12 protein-coding genes are annotated in these 12523 nt (G+C 52.2%); all 12 read left to right on the plus strand.

What is annotated here, in order from left to right; translation table 11 throughout:
* Positions 1-248 precede the first annotated feature (248 nt).
* Positions 249-524, plus strand: coding sequence for an IreB family regulatory phosphoprotein (locus tag JI735_RS18190; RefSeq protein WP_020428254.1), 276 nt, complete (start codon positions 249-251; stop codon positions 522-524).
* Positions 524-940, plus strand: coding sequence for a Holliday junction resolvase RuvX (gene ruvX / locus JI735_RS18195; protein ID WP_039788023.1), 417 nt, complete (start codon positions 524-526; stop codon positions 938-940). The genes JI735_RS18190 and ruvX overlap by 1 nt, the downstream gene beginning before the upstream one ends.
* Before the next feature lie 13 nt (positions 941-953).
* Positions 954-1262, plus strand: coding sequence for a DUF1292 domain-containing protein (locus JI735_RS18200; protein ID WP_019912423.1), 309 nt, complete (start codon positions 954-956; stop codon positions 1260-1262).
* Positions 1255-1563: a DUF1292 domain-containing protein gene (locus JI735_RS18205; RefSeq protein ID WP_020428256.1), complete on the plus strand. Its 309-nt coding sequence runs from the start codon at positions 1255-1257 to the stop codon at positions 1561-1563. Before JI735_RS18200 ends, JI735_RS18205 begins: the two co-directional genes overlap by 8 nt.
* Positions 1564-1718: 155 nt before the next feature.
* Complete coding sequence (mltG, locus tag JI735_RS18210; RefSeq protein ID WP_083886923.1) at positions 1719-2759, plus strand: endolytic transglycosylase MltG; 1041 nt, start codon at positions 1719-1721, stop codon at positions 2757-2759.
* A 65-nt stretch (positions 2760-2824) separates the two neighbouring features.
* Positions 2825-3757, plus strand: coding sequence for a peptidase U32 family protein (locus tag JI735_RS18215; protein WP_039838615.1), 933 nt, complete (start codon positions 2825-2827; stop codon positions 3755-3757).
* A gap of 263 nt (positions 3758-4020) precedes the next feature.
* On the plus strand, positions 4021-5352 hold the full coding sequence (locus JI735_RS18220) for a peptidase U32 family protein (RefSeq protein ID WP_202676269.1): 1332 nt from the start codon (positions 4021-4023) through the stop codon (positions 5350-5352).
* A gap of 255 nt (positions 5353-5607) precedes the next feature.
* Entirely contained in the window at positions 5608-7845 is a 2238-nt protein-coding gene (locus tag JI735_RS18225; RefSeq protein WP_039838611.1) for a methyl-accepting chemotaxis protein, read from the plus strand.
* A gap of 203 nt (positions 7846-8048) precedes the next feature.
* Positions 8049-9920 (plus strand): sensor histidine kinase, encoded by a 1872-nt coding sequence (locus JI735_RS18230; RefSeq protein ID WP_039838608.1) that lies wholly within the window; start codon positions 8049-8051, stop codon positions 9918-9920.
* Between the two features lie 27 nt (positions 9921-9947).
* Complete coding sequence (locus tag JI735_RS36000; protein WP_233475950.1) at positions 9948-10319, plus strand: hypothetical protein; 372 nt, start codon at positions 9948-9950, stop codon at positions 10317-10319.
* Between the two features lie 8 nt (positions 10320-10327).
* On the plus strand, positions 10328-11272 hold the full coding sequence (locus JI735_RS18235) for an ABC transporter substrate-binding protein (RefSeq protein ID WP_233475951.1): 945 nt from the start codon (positions 10328-10330) through the stop codon (positions 11270-11272).
* 18 nt (positions 11273-11290) lie between these two features.
* Positions 11291-12355 carry a substrate-binding domain-containing protein gene (locus JI735_RS18240; protein WP_039838607.1) on the plus strand — a complete coding sequence of 355 codons (1065 nt, stop codon included), beginning with the start codon at positions 11291-11293 and terminating at the stop codon, positions 12353-12355.
* The last annotated feature ends 168 nt before the right edge of the window (positions 12356-12523 follow it).

The following is a 12523-nucleotide window of genomic DNA, read 5'->3' on the forward strand; positions in this document are numbered from 1 at the left end:
TTCAGGAGAAGCGGGGAAATGTATATTTTTTGGTAATATTCACTTTCAGCGATAATCTGCAATAGCTTAAAAACCAAAAAAATCACTAATTTTGTAGACGAAATGCCAAAAAAAGCGTTATCACAGTTGTGGGATTTCCTGGTTGGGCTATGAATATGTTATGATGAGGGCAGCAAGTCAGCTGTACAGCAGCAACTTTGCGAAGCCGCCCAAGAAGCGGGTGATTTTGCAGAAGGAAGGTGTCACAAATGGACTCCATGGACAAAACGGTCAAATTCAATGTGAAGGGCGATGAGAAGGAAGCTTCTTCCGAGGAAATCCTGCTCGCAGTATACGATGCGCTGGTGGAGAAGGAATATCATCCCATCAATCAGATCGTAGGGTATCTTATTTCCGGAGATCCGGCTTATATTCCGCGCCATAACAATGCGAGAAGTTTGGTCCGGAGAAAAGAACGTGATGAGCTGATTGAGGAACTGGTTCGATTCTACCTCGTCAATCACCGGGTGGATAATCCGAAATGATGAAGATGCTGGGTCTGGATTACGGCGACCGTAGAATCGGAGTCGCCACAAGCGATATTTTCGGCTGGACGGCGCAAGCTCTGGAGACGATTGAACGGCGCGGAAACGGCAATGAGTTTGAGCGTATCCGCGAACTGGTCAAGGAGCATGAGATTGGAGAGATTGTGGTCGGCCTTCCGAAGAATATGAACGGCTCAGTAGGACCCCGTGGTGAGATCTGTATCGAATTTGCCGATCAGCTGCGGGAAGAGCTCAAAATGCCCGTACACCTTTGGGATGAGCGTCTGACGACGGTATCCGCCGAACGGATGCTGATTGAAGGGGACGTCAGCCGGAAGAAACGCAAAGGGATTGTGGACAAAATGGCCGCAGCCCTGATTTTGCAAAATTTTTTGGATGCTAACAGTAAAAGGTGAGGGGTGTGTTGGATTGACAAACGAGCAGATTGGCCAAGAAGAAGAACCGGAAATTATCTATATTCCCGACGAGGAAGGTAATGAAGAGGAATTTGAGGTCATTATGAAGTTTGAAGTTGACGGTTCGGATGCCAAGTATATGATGGTGGTTCCGCTGGATTCCGAGGATGAAGAGAGCGATGAAGTGTACGCGTTCCGTTATGAAGAAGACGGTGACGATCTTCAGCTCTTTATGATCGAGAATGACGAGGAATGGGCGATTGTTGAGGAGACCTTCAATACATTGGTGGATGAGCTGGACGGAGGAGCGGGGAATGACTGATTTTTCCGCCGATCAGGTGGTTTGGACTTCCAAACTCAAAGAAGCATATGGAGAAACAGTAGAACTGGAAGACGAGCAGGGCAAATCTTCCATTTACGATATTATTGCCGAGTTTGAAGTCGGCAGCCGCGCGTATGCGGTGCTGGCCGGTTCCGGGAAAGGCGCCGAACAGGAGATTCTGCGGATTGTGGTATCTCCTGACGGGCTTCCTGAACTGGAGAGTATCGTGGATGATGAGGAATGGGAAGATGTCTCCGAATTGTATGACGAGCTGACTTTTCCCGCTGACGAGAGCGATTAAGCTGGAGATGGATAGGCTTTTATCAAAGTTTGGCACGGAAGAGGGCGGGATTTTTCCGCGCTCTTTTTGCTTGTAAAGCGTATGTCCGCAAAATATATGTTGAATTTGAGACAATACAATTTTATACTTTATAGTCGGAAAGTGAGGAGTGACATTTGAAAGCCGCAATCCGTACGGTGCTCATTATCATCCTATTGCTGGCAGCATTGGGGGGAGGGGGAGCCTGGTACGTCTGGAATGGCATGCAGCCCGTGGAGCCGGGCCAACCGGTAACGTTTACGATAGAGAAGGGGATGGGCAGCTCGGAAATTGCTGATCTGCTCGAAGAAAACGGCATTATACGCAAAGGTTTGTTTTTTAAAGGCTACTTGAAATGGGTCAAGGAAGGCTCCAGCTTCAAGGCCGGCACGTATACCGCTGCTCCCGGGGATACCTATGATGCACTTATTGCCCGTCTGAATGCAGGGGACGTGGTGAAGAAGGCTACAGTGGTCTTTACGATTCCTGAAGGATATACCGCCAGGCAGATTGCCGACAAGCTTGCTGCCGCCTGGAATCAGAAGCCTGAAGTATTCCTGAAAATAATAGATTCGGGGGCGGGGCTTGAAGCCGTAAGCAGGCTGGGGATTCCTGAGGACAGCCAGCTGCGGCACCGCCTGGAGGGCTACTTGTTCCCGGAAACGTATGAGCTGGTGAAGGAGAGCACCCCGGAGCAGGTTGTTGAAGCGATGCTGGAGCAGCTTGAGAAGAAGCTGGACTCGGTCGGGGGCTGGCAGGCCAAGCTCAAGGAACGCGGACTTTCCCTGCATGAGCTGCTGACGGTGGCTTCGCTTGTGGAGCGGGAGGTTGTAGTGGACCGTGAGCGTCCGATTGTGGCCGGGGTGATCTATAACAGGCTGGATAAAGGGCAGAAGCTGGAGATCGACGCAACTGTCCAGTACCTCCTGGATAAGCAGAAGGAGCGGCTGTATGAGAAGGATCTGAAGGTAGACAGCCCTTATAATACGTATAAAAATGAAGGGCTCCCGCCGGGGCCGATCAGCAGCCCCGGACTTGCTTCCATCAAGGCTGCGCTTGAGCCGGAAGCTTCGGATTATTATTTCTATGTGACGAAAAAGGACGGCTCACAAGGCCATTTATTCGGCAAAACCTACAAGGAACATTTAGCCAATATCAAAAAAAGTGAACAAAATTAGCTGGTAACCCATTAAAATAGAGTGTGATACGGTTATAACATAACCGTGAAGTAGGAGGGTGCAACATGAATAACAAACCGGAGCTGCTGGCGACAGCGGCTTCCTTGGAAGAAGCGGCTGTACTGCTGAAAGCCGGAGCCGATGCGCTGCTGATTGGCGATGACCGCTTTGGCATGCGTCTGGCAGGCCACTTCTCGCTGGAAGATACTGCTAAGGTCGTTAAGCTGGCTCATGAGCAGGGCCGCAAGGTCTATGCAGGCCTCGGCGGCCTGATGCCGAACCGCCTGCTGGACGAGCTTCCCGCTTATGTACAAGCGATTGGGGAGCTGGGTGTAGACGGCATTGAATTCGGCGATCCGGCAGTGCTTGCCGCCGTAAAGAGGGAAGCCCCGCTGTTGAAGCTGCATTGGAACGCGGAAATGACCTCAACCAACTACGCCACAGCCAATTACTGGGGCCGCAAGGGCGCTTCGCGGGTCGTTCTGGCCCGTGAGCTGAATATGGACGAAATGACGGAAATGGTGCCGCTGCTGGAAGTTGAAGCCCAGGTGCAGGTCCATGGCATGACGAATATTTATCACTCCAAGCGCAAGCTGGTCGCAAGCTATATGTCTCATCAGGGCCGTCCGAGCGATGGCGGAAGCTTGGGCAAGGAGCGCGGCCTGTTCCTGATCGAAGCAGAGCGCCCGAATGAAAAGTTCCCGATCTATGAGGATGAGAACGGCACGCATATTATGAGTTCTGATGATATCTGCATCCTGGAGGATCTGCATTTTCTGCTGAAGGCCGGTGTGCACAGCCTGAAGATTGAAGGGCTGCTGAAGCCGGTTGCCTACAACGCAGCCGTCGTGAAGGCTTACCGTCATACGATTGACCTCTACGCGGCTGACCCGGAGGGCTATGTCTTCCAGGAGAGCTGGATGGATGGCATCCGGGCGCTGCAGGACCCTGAGCGCGAGCTGTCCTTCGGCTTCTTTTACAAGGAGCAGGTGTATTAAAATATAAATAAGCAATGACTCAGCTATTTAAAAATAGATTGAGAAGTTAACATTAAGGTGCAGCAGCGGAGGGGAAGTTTGGAACTGGAGGAGCGGTAGCGTCCGCCTTTGTCTGCGGATTTCAACCGCGAAAGCGGTATACAATCAAGAAATCTGCAGACAACAGCGGCCGGAAGTCCAAACATTCCCCGCAGCTGCGTGCAACACCTAAATGCAGAGCATTCAAGCTTTTATGAGCTGAGACAATGGAGGGGAGAACAGGAATGGGAACCATGACCAAGCCGCAATACAAGGGCAAACGTTACCGTCTGGACAAACCGGAGCTCCTTGCTCCGGCGGGTAACCTGGAGAAATTGAAATTCGCCGTACACTATGGTGCGGATGCAGTATATATTGGAGGACAGAAATACGGCCTGCGCTCGGGAGCGGATAATTTCAGCTTCGAGGAAATGCGCGAGGGCGTGGAGTTTGCCAAAAAATACGGCGCCAAGGTTTTTGTCGCCACGAATATTTATGCCCACAATGAAGATATCGCCGGGATTGAAGAATACCTGCGCAATCTCTATGAAGTGGGGATCGCTGCCATTATCGTGGCCGATCCGGTCATAGTGGATACCGCCCGCCGGCTGGTGCCGGGCCTTGAGGTGCATCTGAGCACCCAGCAGTCCACACTCAACTGGCAGGCCGTGTCTTTCTGGAAGGAAGAAGGGCTGCCGCGCGTGGTCCTTGGCCGTGAAACGAGCCTGGAGGAAATCGCTGAAATTAAGCAGCATGTCGATATCGAAATCGAAAGCTTCATCCATGGAGCGATGTGCTCCTCCTACTCCGGCCGCTGTGTGCTGTCCAACCACTTCACGGACCGCGATTCGAACCGCGGCGGCTGCTGCCAGTCCTGCCGCTGGAAATACGACCTGTTCGAGGATGCCCGGCCTGAAGGCACATGGGTATCCGAAGAAGACCAGGCCCAGGCGCAGCAGCCGCCACTGCCGCTGCAGCCGGGAGTCACCCAGCTTCCGCTGCATCAGCCGGAGGATAATCCATTCTCGATGGGCTCGAAGGATCTGTGCATGCTGGAGAGTATCCCGGAGCTGATTGAGGCCGGCATTGACAGCTTCAAGATTGAAGGGCGGATGAAGTCCATCCACTATGTCGCAACAGTCGTCAACGCTTACCGCAAAGCGATCGATGCTTATATGGCCGACCCGGAAGGGTATGTGCTCAAGCCCGAATGGCTGGAAGAGCTGCAAAAAGCGGCGAACCGCCCGCTGAATACAGGGTTTTTCTATGATACGCCGGATCACGAGGATCATATTTATGAGCCTGAGGAAAAGGCGGCCCCTTATGACTTTGCCGGACTGGTGCTGGAGTATGATGCTGCTGGCGGAACCGCGCTTATTCAGCAGCGCAACCACTTCAAGCCGGGACAGGAAGTGGAGTTCTTTGGTCCTGACAACACGTTCTTCAAGCAGACGGTAGGCGAAATTTGGGATGAGGACGGCCAGCCGCTGGATGCGGCCCGCCATCCGCTGCAGCGGGTGCGCATGAAGGTGGACCAGCCGGTTGCTTATTTCGACATGATGCGGAAGAAAAAATAGTGCTTTTTGAGTTTTTTTGCAGGAGTGCACCTCGGAGAGGAGGGGCACTCCTTTTTGTATATAGAATAAAGTGGAAAATCGCTAAAATATATAAAGAATCTGTGGTAATTTCTAAAGAAATCTAAGTAATTATACCCAGTCTGCCGATATAAAGAAGAGCGAACGCTTACATATGTCTTTTAATCTAACTGGCAGGTGATTATAATGGTTGCTCCTAAACGGGACAGCAATGGGGAAGAGAAGAAAGAGAGAAGGATGAAATTGACAAAGAAAAATAAGACCAGTAAGAAACCGCCGTCAAACGTCCAGAAATCCGAGGCAAACCAGGCAGATGTAGGACAGGCAGCAGTTAAGGAAGCGGCCTCAGCCAATGGAAAAGGGTCTGCCTTGTCCTTCAAGGGCGTGCTGCATGGCTCGGTTCGTCAGGTCAAGAGAGTGAACCCGAATAAGTCGGTTGGGGTGAAGCTGTTCCTGATCTTTTTATCCTCAATTGTAGTGGTTGTACTGGCTCTAGGGCTGTTGTCCTATAATAAGGCTAAAAACACGATTAAAGAAAATGTGTCGGAAGCGAACCGCCAGACCATTATTCAGACCTCGGAGAAGCTTGATATTACGCTCAAACAATATGAGAGCCTGGCGATGCAGCTCTTTTTTGATCCGCAAATGCAGAATAATCTGACAGACCTGGTGTCTGCATCGTCAAGTTATGATCGATTCGTGGCTACGGATGCGATCAGTAAGAAGCTTTCCAGCCAAACGACTACGGATTCTAATATCGTTGCGATTACACTGGTTCCAACATCCAAGGATTACGATATTGTTTCAAGCGGAAGCTCCGGCATGAAGCTGGACGGCGTCAGAGACCAGGAATGGTACAAGACAGCGGTTGCGAATGCCGAAAACTACCAGAGCTACTATTCGAAAGAAGCCAAATCCGCACAGAACTATTGGTTCCCTACGGCTGTAGCAGGAGAAAACGGGAAAAATTTTGCGATGGTCAGAGCGCTCAAAAACCTCGGAGCCAATTCAGGCTATGTCATTCTGCTTGAGCTGAAGAATACCCTGCTGGAGGAAGCCTTCGACAGTGTTACCCTTGGGGATGGTTCCCGGATTCAGCTCGTTTCCCCGGACGGGACGGTGGTTGCTTCGTCCAATCCTGAAGAGGATGGCAAGCCATCAGAGCTTGGATTTATCAAGGAGAGCAAAATTAACAATAAGAGCCAGGATGCCGAAGATGCCAACGGAGAAGATGTTCTGGCGGTCTACAGTCCCATGGTCAAAGCGGATTGGAAGCTGGCAGGCATTGTTCCTACCGGTGAGCTGGTGAAGGCGGCGACTCCAATCCTGTTCACCACCTTCCTGGCTGCCATAGCTGCAGCGGTGCTGGCCGTTCTGGTCGGGTTTGTGATGGTGCGGATGATCGCCCGGCCGCTGGCCCGATTGAAGGATCTGATGGTCGAAGGCGCAAAGGGCGACCTGAGCGTACGCACCGAATATGTATCCAAGGATGAGATCGGTGAATTGTCTGCTTCCTTTAATACAATGATGGAGCGGATCACGGAGCTTGTTGCCCAGACAACGGATACTGCCCGTGAAGTGCTGGAAACCGCAGGCGAGCTTGGCGATGCTTCCCGCAAGACAGCGATCTCCGCGAAGGAAATCGCTGCAGCGACCGAAGAGATTGCCGGCGGTGCAGGAAGTCTGGCTCAGGAGGCCGAGCGCGGCAATGAGCTTACCGACTTGATTGGAACTCAGATGCAGAGCGTAATCGCCGCAAATGCCGAGATGGACGAAGCCGCACGCGGCGTGGGAGAAGCCAGCGGCCAAGGGGCGAAGCAGCTGGAAGAGCTGCTGACGCAGACCAGCCGCACCGGAGAGATGACCACTGCGCTGGTGGACCGGGTCAATAATCTGAAAGAAACGGTATCCTCGGTCATCAAAGTGCTGGACGTGATGAAGAACATCACCCAGCAGACGAATATCCTGTCGCTGAATGCCACGATTGAGGCAGCAAGAGCTGGTGAAGCGGGACGCGGATTTATGGTCGTTGCCGATGAGGTCCGCCAATTGGCCGACCAGTCCAAACAGTCCATTGCCGTTGTAGCCGGAATTACGGATAAGATTATTACTGAAATGAATGAGACAGTGGCTGTATTGTCTGAGGTTGCACCGCTCTTTAAGCAGCAGATGACCTCGGTGAAGAGCACCAGCGAGATCTTTGTATCCGTACAAGGTCAAATGGATGATTTCATTTCCAGCCTGGAATCGGTCACCGGAGCTATCGACAGCCTGAATCATTCCCAGGGTGTCTTGTCCGATGCCATGAGCAATGTTAGCGCGGTGGCACAGCAGTCTTCAGCCACCTCGGAAGAGGTTGCTTCCCTGAGCAATGAACAGCAGAATGTGAGTGACCAGCTCGTTGCTCTGTCCGGAAAACTGGAAGGCGCCTCGACCCAGCTCAAAGACAAGCTGTCACTGTTTACGATCAAATAGAAATCAAGGAGTCCGGAACTCTTGTCCTGAAGCGCCCCGCAGCCAGCAACTGGCAGCGGGGCGCTTTTGGATAACAGGATCGCCATATGTGCTGAAGCAAATTCCTTGTACATCGGCAGACTAACACGTATAATTATTTTGTTAGGTAATTGTTATGTTCTGTGGAAAAGTTAGGTTAACGCTGAAACGAGGAGAAGGACCCAATGAAAGCAAAACGCAGTCACAGCTGGTGGTCCTACATCGGAGACATGGCCATGGAACGCAAGCTGCTCCTGGTCTTTCTGATTATTATTACGCTTCCGCTTTCAGTCATCAGTGTGATCAGCTTCAAAAGCTACTCCGAATCGATACAGGCGAACACCGTAGCTTATTCGGAAAAGCTGATTGATCAGATGATGGATTCCATTGATGACTATATAGAGGATATGAAACGGATTTCGTCCATGCCGGCATATGTTAACGATATCAAGCAGAACCTGATCCGCTCGAACCGCTATTATGAACAAAAGCGGATGATGGACAGCAAGGGAGGCAGCACCCCGGTGGCTCCGGGAGACTTCGATCTGCTGCTGTCCATTCAGCGGGGCATTGAAGGCAATATTTCTTTTATTAACAATATTAAGCGGGGCACCAATTCCGTGTATATTTTTGACGGGTACGGCAACGGATATTATTCTGCCAAAGACGGCGGTGTCCGGCTGGATCTGGAGCAGAGCTACAAGTTCTGGAGCGGGCAGTCGAGGGATTCCAGCGGCGAGGCGCTGCTCTTTGGCACTCAGGCGTACACAAGCAATCTGCAGAGCACCCGTTATGCCTTTACTGTGGTCCGCAAAATTGTCGACGGGCTGTGGAATCCGATCGGACTTATCGCAGTCGAAGCCAACATCAGCAATCTGGAAAATCAAGTGGCTGAGCTGGATACTGTAACCCATGGCAAATCAATCATTGTGGATGAGGACGGCAAAGTGATTTATGACAGCGGCCGGAAGCTCCTGACCACCGATATTTCCCGTACGAGCCTGTTCCGGCAGGCTGTGGGCAATGCCGGAAGCTTTTATGATACCGTATCCGGCAAGGAACAGCTTAATATTTATTCAAGCTCTGCCAAGACCAACTGGAAGGTCATCATCTCTATTCCTGTGGATGAGCTTACCCGCGGGGTGAAGCTTACCCGCAATGCGACCTTTGCCGCAACCCTGATTATTATTGTGCTGGCGCTGATCATTTCGATCATCCTGTCCTTTGCCCTGACGAAGCCGCTGACCCAAATGATCCAGCTGATGAAAAGGGTACAGAACGGCGACCTGGATGTGACTTTCCGCGTCAGACGCCGGGATGAGATCGGACTGCTGGGCCATCAGTTCAACCGGATGCTTGCCCGCATCCGGCAGCTGATTCAGGATATCTACCGGATTGAAGAGCAGAAGAAGGAAGCGGAGCTGCAGGCGCTGCAGAGCCAGATCAATCCGCATTTTATTTACAACACACTGGAGTCTATCCGTATGACCGCAGAGATCAATGATGACGTGGAGGCTGCCGATATGGTTTCCATTCTGGGCAAGCTCCTGCGTTACAGCACCAGTGATCTGTCCGGGACTACAACCATGAAGCAAGAGCTGCTGTATGTCCGCAATTATGTTGAACTGCTGGGCTGCCGCTATCCCGGAAGGTTTGTCCTGGATATCGATGTTCCCGCGGCGCTGGACAACTACTCCATGATTAAGCTGGTTTTTCAGCCGATTATTGAGAATGCGGCCTATCACGGACTGGATGACACGAAACCCCGGATGCATTTGAGCATCACCTGCGAGGTCACAGAGCAGAAGCTTCTGTTCCATATCCGCGACGATGGCTGCGGAATGGAGCAGGCCACGCTGGACAAGCTCAATGACAGCCTGAAGCATGAGATGCCTCCGAAGAAGAGCATCAATGGGGGGATAGGCATGAAAAATGTGCATCAGCGGATACAGCTTCACTATGGAGCGGCCTATGGCATTGAGGTCTTCAGCAGGCCTGGCGAGGGGACGGATGTTATTTTGTCCCTGCCCCTGCAGGTCCAGAGCGCTATGGATTGAAGGGAAGAGAATAGAGGAGGAATCCGCTTGAAACGGATGAAGTTACGTTGGCCCATGCTTACCATCCTGGTGCTGCTCCTGATGTCGGCCGGTTGTGACAGCCGCAGCAATAATCAGGTTTTGCCTTCGCCGTCTCCCGGCACCGGCGGGAGCCCGTCCGGATTGTCCGGGACCATCGTGATGCTGACGAACCGGATTGATCTGATTGAGGATGGGACTTTCAAAAGCTATGCCGATGAGTTCACGAAGAAATATCCGGAAGCCCATGTGGAATTCGAAGGTCTGTCCAACTATGCCACCGACATACTGGTCCGCCTGTCCACCAAGGATGCCGGAGATGTGCTGCTGCTTCCGGTGAATCTGCCGGCAAAGGAGCTTAAGCTTTTTTTGAACCGCTGACCGCAGAATTGGCTGCACAGGAGAAATTCACGACCTTTAACATCTATGACGGCAAAAGATACGGGCTGTCGACAGGCTCGACTACCAGCGGTATCGTCTACAACAAGCAGGCTTTTAAAAAAGCGGGGATTGAGCGGGTGCCGCAAACACTCGATGAATTCTACGCAGCCAGTGCCAAGCTGAAGCAGGCAGGCATCATCCCGCTGTACATGAATTACGGTGCCGTCTGGCCCCTGCGGGAATGGGGCAACAACCTTGTTAATTATATGACGGGCAATCCGGATTATCTGAACAACATGGTGCAGGAGAACAATCCCTGGAAGATTGACAATGAATGGGGCCAGGCCATTGCGATCGCCCGGACAATGGTTGCCAAAGGGTACGTGGAGGACCAGCTCTTCTCCAACAATTGGGAGATTTCCAAAACCAAGCTGGCCCAAGGGGAAGCGGGGATGTACCTGCAGGGGAACTGGACAATCCGCCAGATTCTGGATGCCGGTGCGAAGTCCGAGGATATAGGCTTCTTCCCGTTTCCTTATGATAACAAGCCTACCCACTACGCAGCGCTGAATCCGGATTGGTTCATAGGGGTCAGCAAATTCAGCAAGAATAAGGAGCTGGCCATGGCTTGGGTGGAGTATTTTTTGAAAAAAACCTCCTATACAGCGAATTTCCTTCCCTCTGACAGCTCGGAAGAGCCAGCCTTGCCGCAATACAGCGAGTTTCTCTCCTATCATCCCAAGCTGGTTGAGGCTACTGTACAGACGGATGCTTTTATCGACATGGCGAACCGGGCGAAGCTGTCGTTCTGGTCGGGCGATTATATTCAGGAGCTGCTCGCCGCGCCGGATTTGCAGAAATCTTTTGACGAATTAAATGAGAAATGGAAGGAAGCGCGGGAGGGACAGCAGGCTTCTTCCGTGCCGCAGGCGTCTGCCGTGCAATCAAGATAAATTCTGGAGGTATGTATAGTGGCAAAAAAAGTGACCATGCAAAAAATCGCCGACCATCTCGGCGTCTCCAAGTTTGTTGTCTCCAAATCACTCTCCGGCAAAGGAGGCGTCAACGAAACCACCCGGGAGCGGGTCATTCAGGCTGCATCGCAGCTGGGGTATTTCACGCAGAAAAATGCTTATGTGCAAAATGTTAAACGTCCGTCCCCGGCAGCCGGCAGTGACCGCAACAAGCAGTCGGTGCTTGTGCTGATGCCGAATATCCGGTCGCAGACCCAGGATTCCCTCTATTGGGGCAAAATCGTCGACGGCATTGCGCTGGCGCTCGATCAGGTGGGTCTGGGGATGGTGATTGTCTCGGAGCACCGTGCTGATAATTTTATCAATATTCTTAATCCTAGCGGGCTGCTCGGTCTGGTAGGGGTGGGGCAGATTTCCACCTCCCTCCTGCTGGAGGTTCACCGCATCGGGCTGCCGATGGTGCTCATTGACCATGAGGACCCGCTGATTCCCAGCGATACCGTGTTCGCCAACAATATCGACTCCATGACCCGGCTGAGCAACCATCTGATGGGTATCGGGCATACGTTGTTTCATTTTATCGGCAATATCCGCTACTCGCGCAGCTTCCGTGACCGCTGGATCGGCTTCCGCAGTGCGCTGGAGGAAAACGATATGAAAACTCCGGCTGGCGATGATGAGATGCTGACGCTGGAGGGGATGGAGGATGGCTCGTTCCGTGACGATTTTAAGCTCTGGCTGGCCAAACGCAAAAAAGCCAAAACCCTTCCGAGCGCACTCGTCTGTGCCAACGACTCCACGGCGCTCATTATCTGTGAAGTGCTGAGGGAAGAAGGCGTAGCCATTCCCGCTGACATTTCGGTAACGGGCTTTGACAATATTGAGGATGCCATGCGGGGGATTCCGCCGCTCACCACCGTGCATGTACCGAAGGAGGCAATGGGCCGTGCCGCCGTGGAGAAGCTGATGAACCGGATTCAGAATCCGTCTGCGCCGCTGGAGAAGATTCTGATCGCCGCTGATATTGTTCACCGGGATTCGGTGGCGGGTCCGGGGAAGTAGCTTTGTTAACTTCGTGGGATGCCGGCATGACCTGCGACGCATAAGATGCCGGATAGCCGATCTGCTGCAGAAAGTGCAATAGAAACGTCCGATTTTGCTGCTTCTGCCGCTGGAAACCGGATAGGTGTATTCTGTGCAATTAAAAAATGGAATAATACTGTGAAATGC

Origin of the sequence: Paenibacillus sonchi (genome assembly GCF_016772475.1) — a bacterium.
GTDB lineage: Bacteria > Bacillota > Bacilli > Paenibacillales > Paenibacillaceae > Paenibacillus_AQ > Paenibacillus_AQ sonchi.

Excerpts from the sequence above, each read along its gene's own strand:
- JI735_RS18205 (WP_020428256.1), top strand. The coding sequence starts at position 1,255 with ATGACTGATTTTTCCGCCGATCAGGTGGTTTGGACTTCCAAACTCAAA.
- JI735_RS18215 (WP_039838615.1), top strand. The coding sequence starts at position 2,825 with ATGAATAACAAACCGGAGCTGCTGGCGACAGCGGCTTCCTTGGAAGAA.
- JI735_RS18220 (WP_202676269.1), top strand. The coding sequence starts at position 4,021 with ATGGGAACCATGACCAAGCCGCAATACAAGGGCAAACGTTACCGTCTG.
- JI735_RS18190 (WP_020428254.1), top strand. The coding sequence starts at position 249 with ATGGACTCCATGGACAAAACGGTCAAATTCAATGTGAAGGGCGATGAG.
- JI735_RS18225 (WP_039838611.1), top strand. The coding sequence starts at position 5,608 with ATGAAATTGACAAAGAAAAATAAGACCAGTAAGAAACCGCCGTCAAAC.
- JI735_RS18230 (WP_039838608.1), top strand. The coding sequence starts at position 8,049 with ATGAAAGCAAAACGCAGTCACAGCTGGTGGTCCTACATCGGAGACATG.
- ruvX (WP_039788023.1), top strand. The coding sequence starts at position 524 with ATGAAGATGCTGGGTCTGGATTACGGCGACCGTAGAATCGGAGTCGCC.